At 36.5% G+C, this 20,147-nt stretch carries 22 protein-coding genes; 18 read left to right on the top strand and 4 right to left on the bottom strand.

Going from position 1 to position 20,147, the window contains the following annotated elements:
- Positions 1-286 precede the first annotated feature (286 nt).
- From LQ203_RS16060 to LQ203_RS16050, 3 genes are all read left to right on the top strand, one after another.
- On the top strand, positions 287-640 hold the full coding sequence (locus LQ203_RS16060) for an MmcQ/YjbR family DNA-binding protein (RefSeq protein ID WP_230159375.1): 354 nt from the start codon (positions 287-289) through the stop codon (positions 638-640).
- Positions 641-872: 232 nt separating this feature from the next.
- Positions 873-1,214: a hypothetical protein gene (locus LQ203_RS16055; RefSeq protein WP_230159374.1), complete on the top strand. Its 342-nt coding sequence runs from the start codon at positions 873-875 to the stop codon at positions 1,212-1,214.
- 143 nt (positions 1,215-1,357) lie between these two features.
- On the top strand, positions 1,358-1,507 hold the full coding sequence (locus tag LQ203_RS16050; RefSeq protein WP_230159373.1) for a hypothetical protein: 150 nt from the start codon (positions 1,358-1,360) through the stop codon (positions 1,505-1,507).
- A 146-nt stretch (positions 1,508-1,653) separates the two neighbouring features.
- Here LQ203_RS16050 and LQ203_RS27675 read toward each other — a convergent pair whose 3' ends face one another.
- Positions 1,654-1,749, bottom strand: coding sequence for a helix-turn-helix domain-containing protein (locus LQ203_RS27675; protein WP_356714605.1), 96 nt, complete (start codon positions 1,747-1,749; stop codon positions 1,654-1,656).
- An 83-nt stretch (positions 1,750-1,832) separates the two neighbouring features.
- Between LQ203_RS27675 and LQ203_RS16045 the strand changes: the two genes are divergently transcribed.
- Entirely contained in the window at positions 1,833-2,000 is a 168-nt protein-coding gene (locus LQ203_RS16045; protein ID WP_230159372.1) for a hypothetical protein, read from the top strand.
- Positions 2,001-2,038: 38 nt separating this feature from the next.
- Here LQ203_RS16045 and LQ203_RS16040 read toward each other — a convergent pair whose 3' ends face one another.
- Positions 2,039-2,134, bottom strand: a complete 96-nt coding sequence (locus tag LQ203_RS16040) for an IDEAL domain-containing protein (RefSeq protein ID WP_230159371.1) — start codon at positions 2,132-2,134, stop codon at positions 2,039-2,041.
- Between the two features lie 372 nt (positions 2,135-2,506).
- Here LQ203_RS16040 and LQ203_RS16035 point away from each other — a divergent pair, with 372 nt between their 5' ends.
- From LQ203_RS16035 to LQ203_RS15995, 9 genes are all read left to right on the top strand, one after another.
- A complete protein-coding gene (locus LQ203_RS16035) occupies positions 2,507-3,385 on the top strand; it encodes a LysR family transcriptional regulator (RefSeq protein ID WP_230159370.1) in 879 nt (292 codons plus the stop codon).
- Between the two features lie 108 nt (positions 3,386-3,493).
- The gene (locus tag LQ203_RS16030) at positions 3,494-3,889 is read left to right on the top strand and encodes a CidA/LrgA family holin-like protein (RefSeq protein WP_230159369.1); all 396 of its coding nucleotides are present in this window, start codon (positions 3,494-3,496) and stop codon (positions 3,887-3,889) included.
- Positions 3,865-4,557 (top strand): LrgB family protein, encoded by a 693-nt coding sequence (locus LQ203_RS16025; RefSeq protein ID WP_230159368.1) that lies wholly within the window; start codon positions 3,865-3,867, stop codon positions 4,555-4,557. The genes LQ203_RS16030 and LQ203_RS16025 overlap by 25 nt, the downstream gene beginning before the upstream one ends.
- A 276-nt stretch (positions 4,558-4,833) precedes the next feature.
- A complete protein-coding gene (locus LQ203_RS16020; RefSeq protein ID WP_230159367.1) occupies positions 4,834-5,172 on the top strand; it encodes a methyltransferase domain-containing protein in 339 nt (112 codons plus the stop codon).
- A 502-nt stretch (positions 5,173-5,674) separates the two neighbouring features.
- A complete protein-coding gene (locus LQ203_RS16015) occupies positions 5,675-7,015 on the top strand; it encodes a HAMP domain-containing sensor histidine kinase (protein WP_230159366.1) in 1,341 nt (446 codons plus the stop codon).
- Entirely contained in the window at positions 7,012-7,647 is a 636-nt protein-coding gene (locus LQ203_RS16010; protein WP_230159365.1) for a response regulator, read from the top strand. The genes LQ203_RS16015 and LQ203_RS16010 overlap by 4 nt, the downstream gene beginning before the upstream one ends.
- Before the next feature lie 431 nt (positions 7,648-8,078).
- Positions 8,079-9,410 (top strand): peptide MFS transporter, encoded by a 1,332-nt coding sequence (locus tag LQ203_RS16005; protein WP_230159364.1) that lies wholly within the window; start codon positions 8,079-8,081, stop codon positions 9,408-9,410.
- Between the two features lie 534 nt (positions 9,411-9,944).
- Positions 9,945-10,199: a hypothetical protein gene (locus LQ203_RS16000; protein ID WP_230159363.1), complete on the top strand. Its 255-nt coding sequence runs from the start codon at positions 9,945-9,947 to the stop codon at positions 10,197-10,199.
- Between the two features lie 109 nt (positions 10,200-10,308).
- Positions 10,309-10,575 (top strand): CPCC family cysteine-rich protein, encoded by a 267-nt coding sequence (locus LQ203_RS15995; RefSeq protein WP_230159362.1) that lies wholly within the window; start codon positions 10,309-10,311, stop codon positions 10,573-10,575.
- 367 nt (positions 10,576-10,942) lie between these two features.
- On the opposite strand, the gene LQ203_RS15990 is transcribed toward LQ203_RS15995, so the two are convergent.
- Positions 10,943-11,080, bottom strand: coding sequence for a DUF3953 domain-containing protein (locus LQ203_RS15990; protein WP_290370598.1), 138 nt, complete (start codon positions 11,078-11,080; stop codon positions 10,943-10,945).
- Between the two features lie 713 nt (positions 11,081-11,793).
- Between LQ203_RS15990 and LQ203_RS15985 the strand changes: the two genes are divergently transcribed.
- The 5 genes from LQ203_RS15985 to LQ203_RS15965 all read left to right on the top strand — a co-directional run bounded on the left by LQ203_RS15985 (position 11,794) and on the right by LQ203_RS15965 (position 17,146).
- A complete protein-coding gene (locus tag LQ203_RS15985) occupies positions 11,794-13,143 on the top strand; it encodes a copper amine oxidase (protein ID WP_230159380.1) in 1,350 nt (449 codons plus the stop codon).
- Between the two features lie 86 nt (positions 13,144-13,229).
- Positions 13,230-14,186 (top strand): class F sortase, encoded by a 957-nt coding sequence (locus LQ203_RS15980; protein ID WP_230159361.1) that lies wholly within the window; start codon positions 13,230-13,232, stop codon positions 14,184-14,186.
- 750 nt (positions 14,187-14,936) lie between these two features.
- Positions 14,937-15,713 (top strand): transporter substrate-binding domain-containing protein, encoded by a 777-nt coding sequence (locus LQ203_RS15975; RefSeq protein ID WP_230159360.1) that lies wholly within the window; start codon positions 14,937-14,939, stop codon positions 15,711-15,713.
- 57 nt (positions 15,714-15,770) lie between these two features.
- The gene (locus LQ203_RS15970; RefSeq protein ID WP_063234732.1) at positions 15,771-16,415 is read left to right on the top strand and encodes an amino acid ABC transporter permease; all 645 of its coding nucleotides are present in this window, start codon (positions 15,771-15,773) and stop codon (positions 16,413-16,415) included.
- Positions 16,412-17,146 (top strand): amino acid ABC transporter ATP-binding protein, encoded by a 735-nt coding sequence (locus LQ203_RS15965; RefSeq protein ID WP_063234733.1) that lies wholly within the window; start codon positions 16,412-16,414, stop codon positions 17,144-17,146. The genes LQ203_RS15970 and LQ203_RS15965 overlap by 4 nt, the downstream gene beginning before the upstream one ends.
- Positions 17,147-17,475: 329 nt before the next feature.
- Here LQ203_RS15965 and LQ203_RS15960 read toward each other — a convergent pair whose 3' ends face one another.
- Positions 17,476-19,983 carry an NEW3 domain-containing protein gene (locus LQ203_RS15960; RefSeq protein WP_230159359.1) on the bottom strand — a complete coding sequence of 836 codons (2,508 nt, stop codon included), beginning with the start codon at positions 19,981-19,983 and terminating at the stop codon, positions 17,476-17,478.
- Between the last annotated feature and the right edge of the window lie 164 nt (positions 19,984-20,147).

Raw genomic sequence — 20,147 nt, 5'->3', positions numbered from 1 at the left:
CATTGCGCATAGCCCTATTCTAGACAAAACCCTTAATAATGCTTATTGGCAACATCAAGGGTTAGAAAATCTATATGAACGATATACAAAACTGCGTCAGACTTAAACTGAACCGCCGTATACCGAACGGTACGTACGGTGGTGTGAGAGGTCGGAGGCTAGGCGCCTCCTCCTACTCGATTTATGCAACTATCGGGGCAGGTTAGTGCAATAAAGGGTACAAGGCTTATAATTTAGGATGCAATTAAAAAATTAGAAAGTTATTATGTTAGAGAAGAGGTTAACAATGAAAAATAGAGAGGAAGCTATCGGTTACTGTTTAGGGATGGGTAATACATATGAAGATTATCCATTTCGCGATAAGAATTGGACGTTAATGCGACATATAGATAACAAGAAAGTGTTTGCGTGGATATTTGAAAAAGATGGCCATATTTGGATTAATGTGAAATGTGAACCCGGTTTTTTGGATTATTGGCGTCAGATTTACAATTCGGTAGTTCCGGCATTTCATCTTAATAAGGACCATTGGAATTCGATAATTCTTGACGGTACTGTTCCAAAGGAAGAAATTTACGAAATGATAATACAAAGCTATATGTTAACTAAAAAAAGTAATAGTATTAATTTGAAAAAGTGAAGGCATTGATTCAGCAGGAAGGATTAATGCCTTTTTCTGTGGAACTTACTATGATTGTGAAATAATCTACTTAAAGTAACGGGTGCGTTAGCTGAAGATCAGAGCTGTCTTTAAGACAGCTTTTCTTTATGGAACTATCGGGGCAGTTTAGTTGAATAAGAAAATGTTATAAAATAGAGAGTTGAAAGGTGATGAGGATAGTAAGTAGTTCAGTTGATATAGGGATGTTTATATGAATTGGAACTGGAATGAAACCACTATAGATTTTCCATTCTTGTCCAAAAACTTAAAGAACTTGTTAAATACCGTATGTAGAAAAGAAAACAGATTTTCACAATATGAGTTAATTAAGTGGTGTGATAACCTCACAATGGCTTTTGAGGAAGATGAAGCTGGAGAATTTAATGAATTTGATGAAATAGCTTTTGGAATAGCACGAGATATTGAATGTCAATGGGATTTATTTTTGGTAAATACTTACTCATTAAAAGAATTGCAGAACTTAGACCTCTCAAAAGTAAAGTTACCTCAAGATTGGTTTATAGAGTGGTTAGAGCAATTAAACGTGAAATAAAAGGTAACTACTTATTCAGATAATAAGTGCTTTACTTCAATATCAGGAGCCGATCAGCAGCTCTTTTTCTTATCTAAAAAGGTAGAATAATTGAGGAAGTATTTTAGAGGAATATAATTGGAGTAATTATAAAGAGGATACAAATGATGAAAAAAGAAAAAAAGAAAGGCAAAGAAGGTTTTTTCAAAGGCATAATGAATGAAATTCGTGATTCAATCTTATCTGAATTGGTTTTTAACATCTTAACTCTTATCCCAAGAATGATAGTTCGTTTAGTAAAGAGTTTATTTTAACTGATTGAGTCGGAAGTAATTCTTATAAGGTGCGTTAGTTCATTAAGACAAATAAAAAATCGATTTCTTAATGTACAGGAAATCGATTTTTTGATTTAAAATTGTCGGTGTACCCCATAACGTTATATATCCGCATTTTCCTGACGCTACCCCTTCTTTATATTATAGATAGTCATTCTTGTTACACCTGTTTTTTCACTTATATTTTTCACTGACTCATTTTCATTGAGCAAACGGATTATTTCATTGGAACTATTCAGTTAATTATTTGAATAATCTGAAAACTTTTGGTATAATAGAAAAAAGGTCAAGGAGTTGGTTTCCTATGGAAAAGAATTTGGCTAATACACCACCACAACCTGAAATAAACGTTAAGGATTCTGAATTTGCTGAAATAGTGATAAACAAAGCCCTTCTTAATTTCCGAAAGGAGAAAATCCGAAAAGAGAAATCCCTTATAGATATGGGATTGGCGTTTTGGCATACTTCTTAAAGTTACAAATATGTTAAGTTCCTTTTATAAACAACATTTTAAGAAATGTTTTTCAATTCCTCTGTTAATCGTAGGAATTCTTCTTTGTTTTTATCCTGTAATGACTGGTCAAAACGATATGCATTCTGATACAAGTCATAAGGGAGTTGCCTTTGGCAGCTCTCTTTCTTATGGAACTATCGGGGCGGGATAGTTGAAGAATACTGTTAGAACTTTGTTCAACAATTGGTCCATTTTGTGGAATAACTCTTTATAAGGAAATTGAACATTTATGTAATAAGAAAGGTCTTTAAAAACAATGAGGTATACAATTTTCATTGTATATCGAGATTTACCACTTTTAAGAATAAATGAATATGTTAAAGGATGTCCAAAAATCATCTTCCCAATTATGTAGAATCGAACACAATAAAATATAATGAATTAGAAGGTTGTTCGAAATGAAAATATGGAACCATTAAGTATGACGGGAAGAAATTATAACTATAGTACCGGGGAGTTTTAAAATGGATATTCAACATCTTAAATATTTTGTAGAAGTAGCCAAACAAAAGAATTTTACGAAGGCATCTGAGAGCCTACATGTATCTCAGCCTTCCATTAGTAAGATGATAAAAAGCCTGGAAGTGGAGCTTCAAGTGACGTTGCTAGATCGTTCGGAGAGAAAAGTGGAGCTGACAGATGCGGGCAAGATTGTTTATGATCAAGCATTGAAAATTTTGCAGATGATGGAAGATATCCATTCTTCTGTAAACGAAGTCGTTCATGTGAAAAAGGGAACCATTAAAATGGGATTAATGCCGACTTTGGGTGTAATGTTATTTCCGAACGTGCTGGCTGATTTTAAAAAGGGTTATCCGCAAATTGAAATGCAAATGGTCGAATTTAGCGGGAAACAATTAGAACGAAAAGTAGTACAAGGGGAAGTGGATGTGGGTATTACCGTATCACCAGTTGACTCTGAAGTGTTTGGATCCATCCCCTTATTCAAAGAAGAACTAGTTGTCATTGTTGACAGAAATCATTGGCTGTCGGAAAGAAAATCAGTACTTTTATCCGAATTAAAGGAGGAAGCCTTTATTCTTTTTACCGAAGAATATGTTCTGCATGATGTGGTAATGAAGGCCTGTTTGAAATCGGGATTTGAACCTAATTTAGTCTACAAAAGTTCCTTATGGGATATCGTTGGAGAGATGGTAGCGGCACAATTTGGGATATCTGTTGTTCCTAAGTCGGTAGCAAACCGATTTAAGGATCAGGTTTCTATTGTTTCTATTACTTCACCTCAGGTTGATTGGGAAGTGGCATTGATATATAAAAAGAATAAGTATCTTTCCTATGCTGTTCGGGAGTTTATTACTTATCTTCAGGAAGGAAAAACCTAACTATAACTTCATAGAATAGTTTTGATGTCTTTTATATATTATACGAATCGTGAATCTCCAAGTAGAATGATCTATATTACATATTGTTCTATTTCGGAGGTGTTGCTCTTGAAAAAGGGCTTAACAATTTTATTGCAAATTGGGGCTATTATTGCATTTACCTGGATTGGTGACTATATTGTCTCTCTTCTTCATGTACCTATTCCAGGAAGTATTATCGGGATGATTTTATTATTCTTCGGTCTTCATTTAGGCTTGATTAAATTAAATTGGGTGCAAGCGGGGGCCACGCTTATTATTTCCGAGATGATGCTATTTTTCATACCGGCAGTCGTTGGATTTATGGAATATTCATGGATATTTGGCATCAAAGGCCTAAGTATTTTATTCATTGTTGTTAGTGGTACAGCACTTATGATGATAGCAACAGGTGTCATCTCCGATAGGATTTTAGAAAGAAAAGACGGTGAAGCAAGGAAATGGTTACCAAGATCTTTTATGTAATTATTACTGTCCTTTTTTATTTTTTGGCGAAAAAGATTAATCGGAGAAAACCAGGATTGTTATTTTCACCAATCATTCTCACTCCTGTTATGCTCATTGTTCTCCTTTTGATAATGGATATACCATACAAAGAATATGCAAATGGCACTTTTCCACTAAATAAATTGTTAGACGTTGTAACCGTTGCATTAGCCATTCCATTGTATCGAAACTGGTCGTTTCTGGCTAAAAATTGGCGCGTGATTGTATGTAGTATTGCAGCCGGTTCCTTGATTGCTGTTGTTTCTGGCATTTTATGTACTTACCTGCTTGCAATGGGAAAGGATTATATGCTCAGTATTATTCCTCGCATTGTCACCATTCCAATTGCTGTCAGTTTGTCTGAATCCATTGGAGGGACTCCAGACATAACTGTTCTTTTTAGTATGTTGACATGCTTTGTAGGTGTCTTCATAGGACCAGCTATAATGAAGCACTTTTCCATTAAGCATCCATTGTCTATCGGCATGATGTATGGTTTGGGTGCACAGGCACTCGGGACTGCAAAAGCGTTTAAAATCGGGGAAAAAGCGGGAACAACCTCTAGTGTATCCTACATTCTGACTGCCATCTTTACAGTCATCTGGGCATTAATCCTAACACCTTTTATCCATACTTTGAACGTGTAGGAAAATTGGTGCCACCCCTTACATTAAAGGGCGCGATTCTTGAAGAAGAATCTCTTTTCTTAATGAACAGCTCGAGCAACATGAAATTGTTGTGCAATATCAATTCCTACAACAAGATGACGATTCGTGATTCTTTCAATTAGTTGATTTTGTTTGTTTTGCATTTTAAAATTCATAGTAGAGCTTCCTCCTTAAGATGAGTTTTGGTTTGTGTGTACTCTCATCATACTGAGGGGCTCTGTTTTTTTCAAAGCCGATATTTAATGCTCTACAGGAATGCATAGTGAAGGTAATATAATTGAGTATATAAATACATACGCTGAATCTACAACCTTAGATAATGGTTTGTTTGATTATGTAACCGTCTTAAGAGCTTGGCACTGGTTTAATCGAGAAAAAACCCTAGATGAGATTAAAAGACTTCTGGCGGAAAAGGGTAAATTGATTGTAATGGATTCAGGGTTTATATCAAAAAGTAAAGTTATAGATGATACACTTCAAATTATTAAAGCACATATGCCAAACGGAGAGTTAAAACCGGCAGGCGCTAAGGCTGAATCAAAACAGTTTATCAATGGGTTTCCAGGGCTTCCCCCCCATACTATAAATAAATGAATAGAATCTCTCAGATTCTTTTAGCTATTTGTCTTGTTGTCAGCCAGGGAACATACATCGTTATTTGAAAACTGTATGCCCTAATTGTTGTTTCAGTAACGATGCGTGCGTATTCCTGAACGAATGCAACGTAATTTCCTTGTGGATTTTCGGTAACTTCTTAAGTAGACGTTGTAACCGTATTGCAGGCAGTTTTTCCACTAATGATTTGTTAGAAACATAGAACCCTCAATATCCTTTTAATCTATGAATAATGATGCTACTCCAAATAATTTATGCCTTTTTAGACTGATAGTATCAGTATGTCCGAGATTTAGAGATTACTTGCAAGATGTTCGAATTTTTGCACTAGAACCCGTTTTTTATTAATTTTCATAATTACGATGAATTGCGTATAATGAGATTATTGAAGGGGATACATAAATTTAAATAAAAATACTAAATGAAAGAATGGTTATTATTCTATTCTATAAGCAATTAATCTATTAAAGGTGAAATGATTATGATAGCTAGTCTTATGAAGTCTTGGACAATATGGATGAAAATTGGAGTAATTTTATTGGGGGTATTCTTACTATCGTGGTTGGGCCCTGACGAAATTGGTCTTACTGATTTGCTTATTTCATTAAGAGAAGATGAAGAAACAGGAAATAAGTTAATGCTTGCCGTTTTTTTGTTAGTATCTTTAAATACTGTATTAGCTTTGTTTCATTATATTGGTGCACTGCTGTTGGGAGACGAAATCGGTGATCGTTTAAACCGTCCATGGTTAAAAATTATCATTCCTCTTATTGTTATTCCTCTCGACTATATCGTGATAAATGCTTATTATTCTTTAACATACTCATTTAGCGCATATGCGTTGTTATTGTTGTTAGCAATCTTATTATTGCAAGCCTTTGAAAAGGATAGGCTAAAGCCAATTATTAAAACAATTATTTGTTCTCAATTAATCTTTGGGATTGAATGGCTGAATGAGATTCCTTCTTTATCTAAATATGGATTTGGCCAAGGATCGATTTCAAAGGAAATAAAAGATATAGCAGTTCAAATTGGATTTGAGCAATCTTTAACATTGTACAGTTTAACTTTGTGTTTAATTTTTGTTATTAATGCTGTTATTTTAGCTGTGTATTTTTCATTAGCTGAACAAAAGTGGCGGATAAAGCAAGAGCTTCATTATGCGCAGTTAGAAGCAATGCAGTCAAGATCAGGACGAGAAGCACTATACCTGGTCCATGATTTAAAAACACCTCTCACAGCAATTGAGGGGCTAAATTCTTTAATTAGTTTGAAAGTGGACGATTCTAAAATTAAGGAATATTGTCAAAAGATTTCATCATCGATTCATTCCGTTAGCGACATGATTTCTGAGATTTTATATGATGATAAAAAACATTGGTGCCGTATAAAAGATTTAGTTGAATACGTCGAAGCAAGCAGACTGAGCGGGACAAGTCTTAATCTGAAAGTAGACTTTCAAACAAATCCTGAAATTAAAATTTTAATTAATAAAATCCGAATGACAAGGGCATTAGTGAATTTAATTGACAATGCTTACGATGCAGTGAATGGAATAGAGGATGGCCAGATTTTGCTTAAGGTAAAAACCTATGAAAATGAACTTTGGTTGGGCGTATCAGATAATGGGAAAGGGATTTCGCCTAAAGAGCAGCTGAAAATATGGAAAGCTGGGTTCAGTACGAAATCGCATCCAGGAATGGGATTAGCTTTCGTACGACAAGTTGCTGAAGGACATGGTGCATCTTTAGAAATTGACAGCAAGCTTGGACACGGGACAATAATTTGGATTAAACTAGCTGAGAGGAGTGTGTCAAGATGAACATTTTAGTCATTGATGATGATGCATCAATTCAATATATGCTAAGTGAAATTTGTGAATTTGCCGGCTGGAATGTAGATAAGGCTAACAACGGAAAAGAAGGGTTAAATGTGTTTGCAGAAAAAGGAGCAGATGTTGTTTTAGTTGATTATCATATGCCGGAAATGGACGGAATAAAAACAGTGGGTGAGCTTCGTAAACTTAATGCTGATGTTCCGATTCTTGTATTAACAGTCGATGAACGACAGGAAATTGCTGATCGCTTTCTTGAAGCAGGCGCAACAGATTTTGCATTAAAGCCTGTAAAAGCGCCTGATATGATTTCAAGAATTCAACTGCATGCTCGCCTTGCAAAATTAACTCAATCAGCTCCGCAGCAAAAATCCAGTGAAGAAAAGGATGTATTTGTAACAAAGGGAATTAGTAAGAGAACACTTTGTCACGTTAGTGAATTTCTACATTCTAATCGTGAACCTTTTTCTGTTGATACAATTTCTAAAGAAGTTGGTTTGGCTTATCCGACCGTCTATCGCTATATTATGCATTTACTTGATGAAGGAAAAGTAGAAATTATTGTGAGTTATCAAAAAATAGGAAGACCAAAAAATTTATATCAATGGATTGTTGACTAAAAAACTGCCTTAATACAAGGCAGTTTTTTATTATAATGGGGGTTCCGTTGCTGCACAGACCGCTAATGCAGCAGGACTTTTTTTCTTTTTTTTCTGTATTTTTATATTTTCTGATAATATAAAATTATTTTACAACACTAAAGATTCTTTAAGATTTAAATGCTTTCATTAAACGTCTTCGAATAAAATGAGTGAATTTATTAGTTAATGTTCATTTAGATTTTGCTATCTGATTCCTTTTGCAACAGAGTCAAGATTAAAAATGTAAACGCTTACTGATGGTGGGTTGGATGGCATGCGTCGCCATCATCGTATTAGGAGTAGGTGGAACGAATCAATAATTTGTCTATTAAAATAACCATGCAATTATTTTGTGAATATAACGATTGGTGGATGGTTTAATATTTAACCATATTTAGGGGGACTTTATTATGCAAGCAATATTAAAAAATGATGTTCAGCAGCCAAATCAGTCCAGGAAAAAGCATCCTCCAGGACTGTATATGCTGTTCGCTACTGAGGCATGGGAGCGCTTCAGCTATTACGGAATGAGAGCAATTCTTGTTCTTTACTTAACAGCAACTGTTGTAAACGGCGGGCTTGGAGTCGACAAAACTACGGCTATGGGTATATACGGATTCTTTACTGGTGCCGTTTATATTACGCCGATGATTGGCGGATACTTGACTGACCGTTTCATAGGCAGAAGATTGGCGATCACGATTGGCGGTATTTTAATGGCGCTTGGTAACTTTTCGCTATTCTCAAGTCAGAGTTTGACAGCGCTTTACATTGGTCTTGGTTTATTGATTATCGGTAATGGTTTCTTCAAGCCAAACATCTCGACAATTGTTGGTGATCTTTATGAAGACAACGATCCGCGTCGTGATGGAGCTTTTACCATCTTCTATATGGGTATTAACGTTGGTGCTTTCTTCGCACCATTAGTAGTTGGGCTTATGAGCTATAAATATGGGTTCTTGACAGCAGCAATTGGCATGATTGCAGGGCAGTTAGTTTTCAACTTATTAGGCAATCGCTATTTAGGTGATATCGGTAAAGAACCTACAGGCAAACCGGAAGTTACAGCTGGTCAAAAATCAGCTGCACCGTTAACGAAAAGAGAACAAAAACGTACAGCGGCTATCGTGATTTTGGCAGTCTTCGTTATTGCGTTCTGGGCCGCTTTCGAGCAGGCAGGAAGTTCATTGACATTGTATGCTAATGACCAAATTGATCGGAATGTATTTGGTTTTGAGGTTCCAACTGCCTGGTTCCAATCATTGAATCCATTATTCATCGTGTTGTTAGCGCCAATTATGTCTGCTTTATGGTACAAGCTTGGCAGCTCAAAACGCGGTGACTTAAAAACTCCAACGAAGATGGCTCTTGGTTTAGTCACTGTTGGTTTAGGTTTCTTAGTACTGCTTCCTGCTGTTATGTATACAGGAAACGATACAGCGCTGAAAGTAAACATCCTGTTCATGATTGTAACGTATTTCCTTCATACATTAGCCGAATTAATGATTTCACCAGTTGGTTTATCAATGGTAAGTAAAATTGCTCCAATCAAGCTTGCCTCTCTTCTAATGGGAGTATGGCTGGCAAGTTCCGCGGTAGCTAATATGGTAGCCGGCCAATTAGCTGCATATACGCAGTCTTTAGGTTACCTGGAAATCTTCAGTGTAATTGGTTTTGTAACAATTGGTTTAGGTATTGTATTATTGCTTCTTTCGAAGCCAGTAGCAAAGCTGATGAAATAATGAGAAAAGGAGCTGACCCAAAAGGCACATAATGTGCCTTTGGGTCGAGCTTTTTTTATTTAGTGTAAAAAATAAAAGAAACGGTCCAAACTGGCGTAAGAGGAGTTTCCACAACGAGCCAAACCAGAAAGGAACGATTCTCTTATGAAACATAATCATCAACGGGCGCAAAGGTAAATTGTGATTCGGGATTGAACATCAATAAAAGAGAGAGCTTTAGTAAAGTATTAGCTCTCTGCACATATTTGTTTGTATTTAAAATAAATGCTAAGGACTTCTACCACCAAGGGTTAGTAAATATACAAAACTACGTCAGACTTAAACTGAACCGCCGTATACCGAACGGTATGTACGGTGGTGTGAGAGGTCGGAGGCTAGACGCCTCCTCCTACTCGATTTATACAACTAAAGGGGCAGGTTAGTTGCATATGGAATTAGAGAAAACAGAGTATTATTATTTTTATAAATAACCAAAAAAACGTTTATTATAGGAATGTTGATTAAAATTTGAAAAGTTAAAGGAGGTAAGAGAAGTTGAAAAAATGGGAAAATGTAGCGTTTGGTAGTTCGATTTTTATTGTACTAACTTTCCTTCCTCCGTATCTTGATATAATGGGTATTTCATTTTGGCTGAAATCAGTATGTATAATTGCTGTACTTTTTGGTGCTCTTTTTATTGTATCTAAAATCAATTTCCTTCAGAAACAGGTAACAAAAAAAGTAGGATGGTTGACTATGATTTCAATTTTTATTTTCGGAACAGTTTTGTCTGAATTTATTTTCCGATAATCTCTTCAACTAAAAGGTGCTGTATTCAATAATAGTGGTTGCAAAGGCAACCTTTATCTTATAGAGCTAATGGGTAGGGTAGTTTAATTTATCTAAGAGGAGTGAGTTTATGAAATATACTTGTCCCTGCTGTGGTTATAAAACATTAGATGAAGAACCTCCAGGAACGTATGATATTTGTAAAATCTGTTTTTGGGAAGATGATAATTTTCAATTCGATCACCCTGATATGGATGGTGGTGCAAATAATGTTTCCTTAAAAGAAGCACAAAAAAAATTTATAAACTTTGGAGTTTCTGAAAAAGATTTTTTGAAAAATGTTAGACGGCCTAATATGTCCGATATTAAAGATCAAAGTTGGAAACCGTTTGAGTAATTGAACGTTGACATAATCCGTTTTATAGGAGGCGTTTAGTTTTGTGGGAAAATGTATAGGAAGGTCCCAACGAACGAACTAAGTCTCAACAAATGCCTTTATTTGAGGCTATAAAACAATTTGTTTCAAGAAGAAACTGATTGAATAGATAAATTACTCGGATCTATACGTGAAGCTCGACTCGATTCACGTATAGATTGTGTTCATTGTGGTTTTTTCGGTATTTTCTACTTGAATTAAACAGTCTTAATTTTAAACATTTTTAATAAAAAAGGCACATTTAAAGGACTTGTAGTTTTAACAAGCCCTTTTAAAGTCATTATATACTTTTCTCGTTATTTTACTATGTTGTCCCATTACGCATCTGTTAGTTTATTATGAAAGCATCTATGGAAACATAGAATAGAAATAACGAGACAACAACGCACCCCAAAAATCCTCCTTTTCTATCTTTTTGAAGTTCGGCTAATCCAGTTACTAACATATATGCGCCCAAGAAAAACATTGAATACGGCATCAACTCAATATTCCTAGTAATTAGTTGATAAGTTGATAAAGCAAGTACAATTATTACTAAGATAATTCTAACTAATTTCAAGAATATATATCCTCCTCTTAATTCAGAACAACTTTTCAATTATACCATTTATCACCTTTTTGTTCATAAAATGTAAATATATTCTTTCACTTACTTTTCCCCGATAATAGAATAAAGAAGGCGATTTTCTTAAAAATTGTTGTTTTTGAAGTAGTCATCTACATCTAATATTCTATTTTCCAGTATTTCCTCAATATCTTTAATCAATTTATTTATATTAACTTCATCATATGTGTTGGGAGTAAGATCGAGCGTGTAAAATTACTGGTCGACTTTATATATAGGCCTGTTCTTTTGGTTATCATAAATAATCAAAAATTGAAGAAACCTTTATGACAAAGTTGGTAGTTCCTAATGATGAAATAGCTACTGCATCCGCTAACCAGAAAGAGACAAATCGTACTGAGTATGAATATGTAAAAATAAGAAAAAAAAGCGAACACTCCAACATTTGAGTGTTCATTTTTTTTTGCCTAAAAACGTTGGTAAACCAATGTTTTTAGGACCAGAGGTTAAGAAATATAAAATTCTTTTTAAAAAAGAGTGATCCAAATCCATTATCTCTCCGTTTAGTAAGTGTAAAGAAAAAAGGATAAAACAAAAAAAGAGGAGAGTGGAAAATAATGAATTTCAGTAAAAAATTAATTATTCCTGTTTTAGGCGCTTCACTTTTAATGCCAACGATGGCCAATGTACATGCTGAGGAAATGAAACCAACGGCCATTACACCGGCAGCAGATTTACGTGCTGACTTAGACTACTTATTATCTGAACACTTCACATTAGCGGTAGCTGCAATGACAACGGCATACGAGGGATCTAAAGATGCAGACGAAGCATTCAAAGCTTTAGACCAAAACGCGGTTGATATGGAACCGGCCATTGCCTCCATTTATGGAGAAAAAGGCGCTGCTGAATTTGAGAGGATTTTTAGAGAACATAACAACTATACAGATGATTTTGTAAAAGCAACAAAAGAAAATGACAAAGCTGCCAGGGCTGAGGTTGATAAAGAAGTTGATCAATTTGTAAATGAATTTGCGACGTTTTTAAGCACAGCAACTGAAGGGAAACTACCTGAGGCTGCAGCAAAAGAAGCACTTCGTATACATGAAGACCAAGTGAAAGAGACATTTGAGGACTACGTAGAAGGTGATTATGAAGGTGCAGCTAAAACTTATCGTGAAGGATTCCAACATATGTTCGATATCAGTAAAGCGCTGTCTACTTCCATTGTAGAGCAAATGCCAGATAAATTTGAACATACTAAAGCAGACACACCGGCAGCTGATTTACGTTCTACATTAAATAGTTTAGCAGCTGAACACTTTGCTTTAGCGACAATGGGTATGCAAAAAGGGTTCGAAGGTGCAGAAGACTATGACTATGTAGGTTGGTCTGAAAACACAAATACAGCTGATTTCAAAGCAGCCATTGGTTCAGTATATGGTGATGAGGGTGCAGCTCAATTTGAACAAATTTGGCAAGGAGATCATATCAGTGCACAAGCTGAGTTCGTAAGCGCAAAAATAAAAGGTGATAAAGAAGGAGAACAGGCAGCAAAAGATAAACTTCATAAGTTTGCACAAGAGTTTGGTACATTCTTAGGAAGTGCAACAGCAGAGAATCTACCAACGAAAGCAGCACAAGATGCCGTTAAAGCACATGAAGATACAGTTATTAAAACGTTTGAACAGTATGCAGCAGGCGACTATGCTGGAAGCTATGACTCATACCGTGAAGGGTACAAATTAATGTTCGGTGTTGGCCAAGCACTTGGCGATGCAATTGTAAAACAAAACCGAGACAAGTTTGCGGGAACAGCGATGCCAACTGATATGCCTAAAACAGGCATGGGCGGTGCTTCCGAACAAACAGCTAACCCATTAACAATAATATGGACTGCTCTAGGTTCATTAGCCGCATTATTGGCAGTTGTAGTCGTACGTAAAAGACAACTGAATAAATAAAAATATTAAATGAAAAGTGAAAAAAAGAAGAGAGCATAATCTCTCTTTTTTTTTTCAAATTGAGCAGATTGAAATGAGGTAATGATGTGAAAAAACGAATTCTTTTCGCTTGTTTTATCTTATTAGCCGTTTTATTCATTAGTGGAACCGTCTATGTGAAACAATTAATGGTTCAAGCATCAGAAACAAAAGAGCAAGAGGCGGATCAAGTTAAAGAAACACAAAAAGAACATGTAAAAAGTCGTGTCACACTTAAAGAGGAATTTACCGTATTAAAGGAACATAATACAGAAAAGAAACCCCTCAATGAAGAATTTAATGGCATTATTCCAACAAATGTAACCATTCCTTCAATTGATGTAAATGCTTCAATTGAGCAAGTTGGATTATTGGATAACGGTGAAATGGCTGCCCCTTTTACTGAAGAGGGTGTGGCTTGGTTTGAACCTGGTTCAAAACCAGGGGTGAAAGGAAATGCCGTATTAGCAGGTCATGTAGATAGTAAGACAGGACCAGCTGTTTTTTATCATTTGAAAGATCTCGCAAAAGGTGATGAAATTACGGTTAAGGATAAGCAAGGAACAAAACTCACATTTGTGGTAAAACAAAAACAAAGCTATCCACGAGACAAAGCACCTCTTAACGAAATCTTCGGATATAGCAAGGGGCGCCATTTGAATTTAATTACATGTACAGGCACATTTGATCGATTGAAAGGCACGCATCAAGAACGATTAGTTGTATATGCAGAATTAAAAACAGAAGAAGAAAAACAGCTTGAAAATAAAGCAAAACCGCCTGCTACCCCAACGAATGCGAAAATAAGTGGTGATTTGTTAACCTGGTATGCCGTAAGTGACGGAAATATTATCGGTTACCGAGTTTATAAAAAACAGCCAGGTGGAACATTCACACATATTGGGAGCATATCAGAGTATGAACGTAAGAATTTTGTAGATAAAAACGCAACAAATGCTCATTACTATGTGACAGCAGTTAATGAATATGGGCAAGAATCAGCTCCGTCTAGTTTTGCTAAATAAGAATAGCCAAAAAAAAATGGACTTTTTATCTCCCCACTTAAAGCGAGTAACAGTATAAAACAAAGAAGATGGACATTTAAGAGAGGGGAATACGTGAAAAATTAATTTTGAATTGAGGGAGTTACAACTAACCCACTAGGTAAGTATTTCATTAGATTTATATGATCAACTGCTAGTGCGTTTGCAAAATCGTGAATATTACTAAACCCCGGATAAGGGACACACATATATAATTGACCCTTATCCGGGGTTTTTAATGTTTCAATAGTTGTAATGAGTAAGGATGGAGGATGGTATAAATGGTTATGGGAAAATTGCTCGGCCGGTAATGTAGCATAAAAAAATCAGACGATTGATGAAAATATATAAATTCCTAGTGGAAATCAGACGGGCTGATCGGAGGCAAGCAACTATCATATTACTTGGCCGAAAAGTAAATTTGCGGGTATTGGCTTCATTGGATGAAATGGCTATGAAATAAGGATTTCCTTATCATCGATTCACCATCTAATGTAACTTTCATTTTATAGGTGCTAGTTGCATTTTAAACTATTTTTAAAGAAAAGGACAAATAAGCGTTTTCATACCATTTGCCATTACTTGAACAATATTAGAAAAACATCCATAAATATTATTTAAAGAAAATAATATTTATTCGGAAAATTCATATTATAATACTTTATTCTTATGCTATATTATAGGGAGAATTATTTGTTATCACGTATAATCTATGAATTGGAGTGATTTGAAATGAAGAAACTTGGTTTACTTAGTATGTTTTTGATTCTAACTATCTTTATCTCGGCTTGTGGAAGCAATGGTGAAAAAAATGCAGGTGAGGAAAAGAAAACTGAAAAGGTTTATAAAGTTGGTGTGGATACTACTTATCCTCCCTTTGAATTTAAAGAGGGTAACGACTATAAAGGTATTGATATTGATTTAATCAATGCAATAGCGAAGGACCAGGATTTTAAAATCAAATTTTCTCCAATGGATTTCGGCGGAATCATTCCCGCAATGCAAGCCAACCAGCTTGATGTGGCCATTGCAGGCATGAGCATTACAGAGGAAAGAAAAAAGGTTGTTGATTTCTCAACGCCATATTTTGATGCAGGATTAACAGTAGTCGTTAAAAAAGATAATACTACTACTAAATCTGTTAAAGATCTTAAAGGAAAAACGATAGCAGTGAAAAAAGGGACAACAGGTGCTAAATATGCACAGGAAAATGCTACGAAACTAGGAATTAAAGTGGTTCAATTCAATGATAGTCCAGCGATGTTCCAGGAAGTGGCCAACGGCAATGCCGATGCTCTTATTGAAGATTATCCTGTTATCTCCTATGCAATCGCCCAAAAAGATCTTGGTTTGAAAATCGTAGGTGACCGTTTGAATGGGGATCAGTATGGAATCGCCGTATTGAAAGGGCAAAACAAGGATTTATTGAAGAAAATAAATGATGGTCTTGCTAATCTTAAAAAAGACGGAACGTATGATGAAATAATAAAAACGTATCTTGGTGAATAGATTCATGCAAAATAGGCGCGCTTAAAGCGCGCTTTCTTTTTCAAAGGGGTGAAAGGAATGGATATAATTGTTGCGGCATTGCCCATTTTATTAAAAGGACTTCAGGTGACACTTTATATCTTTGTGATTGCCATTATCCTAGGTTTTTTGATTGGTTTAGTGATTGCCTTACTGCGACTTGCCCCGATCAAGATCTTGAACTGGATTGCAAAGGTTTATGTGGATGCGATACGAGGGACACCGTTCATTGTGCAGTTGTTTTTTATATATTTCGGTGTGAATTCACTAAATTTGATTTCTTTGAACAGTACAACAGCTGGAATAATAACCGTTGCTATCAATGCAGGGGCATATTTTGCTGAAATAATAAGAGCGGGGATACAGTCCATCGATAAAGGACAAACGGAAGCGGCAAGATCAATCGGGTTCACCGGTACTCAAACAATGAGATATGTCGTGCTGCCGCAAGCCTTTAGAAGGATGCTCCCTACCATTACGAACCAATCGATCATTAGCTTGAAAGATACATCTCTATTATCCGTCATCGGTATAGCGGATTTAACCCAGCAAGGCCAAATTCAAGCTTCGGCAACCTTTGAAGCATTCAAGATTTGGCTGGTCGTCGGCGTGATTTACTTTATCATCATCTATTTGTTAACCCTTATTGCTAATTTCATAGAAAGGAGGGTACAAGTTCGATGAGCATCATTACTGTAAAAAACCTGAGAAAATCATTTGGGACTGTCGAGGTTTTAAAAGATATTAATGCAGAAGTGCAAGAAAAGGAAGTCATTTGTGTAATAGGCCCTTCTGGATCTGGAAAGAGTACATTTCTGCGTTGCCTGAATCTTCTTGAGGAAGTTACGGGCGGTGAGGTGGTCATCAACGGACATAATATCACCGATCCAAAAAGGAAAATCAATATAAATAAAGTCAGGCAAGAGGTTGGAATGGTTTTTCAACATTTCAATCTGTTTCCTCATAAAACCGTTATGGAAAACATCACGCTGGGGCCTATTAAAATTCGCGCCACGGCTAAAGCGGAAGCGGAAAGATTAGCGCTTGACTTATTGGATAAGGTTGGCCTTAAGGAAAAAGCAAATAGCTATCCCGGGGAACTTTCCGGTGGACAAAAACAACGGGTTGCCATCGCAAGGGCATTAGCGATGAATCCAAAAATCATGCTATTTGACGAGCCAACTTCTGCGCTTGACCCTGAAATGGTCGGAGATGTTTTGGAAGTCATGAAACAACTTGCTAAAGAAGGCATGACAATGGTTGTAGTTACGCATGAAATGGGTTTTGCCCGGGAAGTCGGGGACCGCGTCATATTCATGGATGGAGGGTATATTGTCGAGGAAAATGAGCCGAATGCATTATTCGGTAACCCTCAGCACGAGAGAACTAAATCCTTCTTGAGTAAAGTGCTTTAGGCAGGAAACGCGAGCTTGGAAATACAAGTAAGAGAGTATTATTGCCGGCATTGATGTTGGTAATGGATGAAGTTGTGCATAAAGTGTGGACAAAGGAATGCGAGATAATGAGGGGAAACCCAATCGTATAAGCCTTTTCCTATCTTGTGCATAACTTTTTTTGTTTTAGTGGAATTGGGAAGAAGCTAAAATTGAAAACCTAGCTGTCTTATGGAAACATCTCTTCATGTGCAGGAACTATCAGAAAGCTTGAAAAGCAAAAAAGAGGACATATATTGACATCAAAAAGAAACCTATGCATTCAAAATGTGCATAGGTTTCTTCATTAGTTACTGCGCCCCGTAACTAATCAAGTTCGTCATGATTCGATATCCGCCTGGGACCTGGCCTTGAATTTGCCGGTATAGGACAAGGTTAGTGTAGAGGTAGGTGCCTTTACCGTATTTGGCCATTAGGATTCCGCCATCAAATGGTTCTTCATTTGGATCAGCCATGGAAATGAATGTTTCAAATCGATCGTCCCATTTCATTGGGAAGTACAATCCTCTTTCTTGAACCCAATTGTTCCAGTCGTCCGTTGTTATTTTATTTGGATAGTTGAAAAGCGCTGATTCTGGTTTCAATACGTTTACTGTGGCTTTTTCATCGGTAACCCTCCAGCGAATGGATGGATTTCCGAGGGTAAGTGGGTATGGAGCAGTCGTCAGGGCATCCCATCCATCACCTGGTTTGTGATATTGAACGACGAGATGACCGCCGTTTTCAACATATTCCAGTAAGCGAGCGTTGTTTGCCTTTAGATCTTCCCTCGATAGATAGGCACGTATGCCGGTAACAATCGTGTCGTATTGGCTCAAATCACCCTTTGCTAAATCTGCTTCGGTTAATTTTGTTATATTAAGGCCTGCATTGCTTAAGTAATCTGCAACTTTATCAAATCCACTCTCAATGTAACCCACTTTTAATGAAGCTGGCATCAATAACTCAAATGCAACGGTGTTGATAGCTGATGGGTATTGGTAATAGAATGTTCCGATATGGTCATAGGAAATTTCTTGAATGGTTGAATCAAAGGTTTTTCCGTTGACAGAAGCAAACGCTTTAACCTGATATTCACCATTTTGAATCGTCTTAGGTGGTGTAAGGGTGAACTTCACTTGTTTTTCTTCTGATTTTTCATTGAATGATACGGTGGCCTTTTTAGGTTTTACTTTCCAATTTTCTGGGACCTTTAAAGTAACCTTTGCTGATGTTTTTCCTTCTGTATAATTTTTCAAGGTAACGGTCACGGGTATTTCTTCCTTTACATCTGCTGTATTTACGACGATATCTTCAGGAGATAGGGTAATGCCAACGTCAGGAAGTACAGCGATCGTTCCTTCCAATTCTTCCACGATGGAAGTTTTGGTGCTGCCATATTTATAAGAAATGCTGGTTGTAATGGTTGATTCGTCATAAGCGTGGTAATAGGATGCATCTTCAGGAACTTCAACCTTGTAGGTGAACGTTGCTGATTTATTAGGTGCTAGATTGACATCTTTAGATTTTGTTTTAGTCTGCCATCCTTTAGGCACGTTCAATGTAGCAGCGACTTTTTTCAATGTTTGTTTCCCGTTATTCTTAACCGTTACGGTTACATTCGTATTTTGCCCTTTCGTAAGAATGTTTGAGGCAGCTTCAGCTTGAACATCCAGTCCTGAAGAGACATAACTGACGTTTTGTAATTGCTCCTCTTTTAATGAAAGCTTATGAAGCAAGTCGTTCTTAATGGAAGAGCTTAGCTTTGCTTTTTTTATTTGTGCTGTCATTTTACGTACATGAGAAAGAGCTGTTTGGGATTTAGAAAAAATTTGTTTTTCATTTGGATACGCCGCAACAACAGTGTCCAAATCCCTTTGCAGGTATTTAAATTCAGCCTTTAATTTTGAAGCCGAGTGAGGAAGTTTTTCAGCCCAATCAGCAAAATTATAAGGTACACCTGCAAAAAGATCCGACTTGTTTTTTGTATCAACGGCACTTTGCTTTAAATCCAAATGGACCTGGCGAGGTGCTGCAGGGATATCGGACCCCATGCCTTGGCTTTTATGCAGATAGCGGGATTGTTCTCCAAGCTGTGGGTAAGTCATGCCGTAAATTGGATCATAGTTACCGATTTCAATGGAAGTGTCGGCTTGATCTGCGGAGGAAACAGGTAAATATAATTTTTTCACTTGCCATACCGATAGACCTTGTTTCAATTGTTTCGGGAAAACAGTTGGATCTGCGGCATCCTTAAAAGCACGTTCACTTAAGATGGTCATTGTTCGATGATGTCCATGCTGAGTATCATCATTTTGGAAGGAAGGCATCAATATATCAGGCTGATACGTGCGAATAAAGCGGATAAGCCGTTCATATGTGAGTTCCTCGCCCCATTTTGCCAATGTTTCCTCTGGTGTTTTCGAGAAGCCGAAATCATAGATGGGATCACTGGTTGTTTTACTAAGATGATAAGCCTTCACCCCAGTAATTTTTGCAGCTTCTATCATTTCTCTTGAACGAATGATTCCGAGGGCATTATCCAGTTCATCCCCAATTTCATTTTGTCCTCCTTCACCCCTGTTCGCAATCAAGCTCGATGTCTTCACACCTAGCCCTCTCGATAGATAAGCGAGAAAGTCACTGCGTTCATCATCTGGATGGGCACCGCTGTTTAAGAATGTCACGGTTGTCTCGAGTGGCTTGACCGCATTCCATAACTCAACGTTTGCTTTCTCCGTACTTGCAGCGCTACCGCTGAGCGGCAATAATGCAAGAATTAATAAAAGAGAAATCACAGATACCAAAGCTTTTTTCATTTTACTTTTAACCCCCTTCAACATTTATCAAATACTTAAGCTTTTTGTGTGGGAAAAATGTAGGTTAGTAATATTTTCTAACTAACTTGGTGGTAAAAAGCTTATCTAATAAATATCATTAATGGTTATAATTGTAAATAATTCGAAGTAACTATTAAAAATAG

It is taken from the genome of Peribacillus sp. Bi96 (assembly GCF_918698115.1).
Classification (GTDB): Bacteria; Bacillota; Bacilli; order Bacillales; family DSM-1321; genus Peribacillus.
The sequence above is the reverse complement of the archived record's forward strand: the minus strand, read 5'-3'. Positions and strand labels throughout refer to the sequence as shown.

What these genes read in the sequence shown, in the direction of transcription:
- LQ203_RS16025 (WP_230159368.1), top strand. Translation starts at nt 3,865, where the DNA reads ATGGTTACCAAGATCTTTTATGTAATTATTACTGTCCTTTTTTATTTT.
- LQ203_RS15965 (WP_063234733.1), top strand. Translation starts at nt 16,412, where the DNA reads ATGAGCATCATTACTGTAAAAAACCTGAGAAAATCATTTGGGACTGTC.
- LQ203_RS16010 (WP_230159365.1), top strand. Translation starts at nt 7,012, where the DNA reads ATGAACATTTTAGTCATTGATGATGATGCATCAATTCAATATATGCTA.
- LQ203_RS15975 (WP_230159360.1), top strand. Translation starts at nt 14,937, where the DNA reads ATGAAGAAACTTGGTTTACTTAGTATGTTTTTGATTCTAACTATCTTT.
- LQ203_RS15990 (WP_290370598.1), bottom strand. Translation starts at nt 11,080, where the DNA reads ATGTTTTTCTTGGGCGCATATATGTTAGTAACTGGATTAGCCGAACTT.
- LQ203_RS16005 (WP_230159364.1), top strand. Translation starts at nt 8,079, where the DNA reads ATGCAAGCAATATTAAAAAATGATGTTCAGCAGCCAAATCAGTCCAGG.
- LQ203_RS16045 (WP_230159372.1), top strand. Translation starts at nt 1,833, where the DNA reads ATGGAAAAGAATTTGGCTAATACACCACCACAACCTGAAATAAACGTT.
- LQ203_RS16055 (WP_230159374.1), top strand. Translation starts at nt 873, where the DNA reads ATGAATTGGAACTGGAATGAAACCACTATAGATTTTCCATTCTTGTCC.
- LQ203_RS16050 (WP_230159373.1), top strand. Translation starts at nt 1,358, where the DNA reads ATGATGAAAAAAGAAAAAAAGAAAGGCAAAGAAGGTTTTTTCAAAGGC.
- LQ203_RS16035 (WP_230159370.1), top strand. Translation starts at nt 2,507, where the DNA reads ATGGATATTCAACATCTTAAATATTTTGTAGAAGTAGCCAAACAAAAG.
- LQ203_RS16015 (WP_230159366.1), top strand. Translation starts at nt 5,675, where the DNA reads ATGATAGCTAGTCTTATGAAGTCTTGGACAATATGGATGAAAATTGGA.
- LQ203_RS15995 (WP_230159362.1), top strand. Translation starts at nt 10,309, where the DNA reads ATGAAATATACTTGTCCCTGCTGTGGTTATAAAACATTAGATGAAGAA.
- LQ203_RS16020 (WP_230159367.1), top strand. Translation starts at nt 4,834, where the DNA reads ATGCATAGTGAAGGTAATATAATTGAGTATATAAATACATACGCTGAA.
- LQ203_RS15960 (WP_230159359.1), bottom strand. Translation starts at nt 19,983, where the DNA reads ATGAAAAAAGCTTTGGTATCTGTGATTTCTCTTTTATTAATTCTTGCA.
- LQ203_RS15970 (WP_063234732.1), top strand. Translation starts at nt 15,771, where the DNA reads ATGGATATAATTGTTGCGGCATTGCCCATTTTATTAAAAGGACTTCAG.
- LQ203_RS16060 (WP_230159375.1), top strand. Translation starts at nt 287, where the DNA reads ATGAAAAATAGAGAGGAAGCTATCGGTTACTGTTTAGGGATGGGTAAT.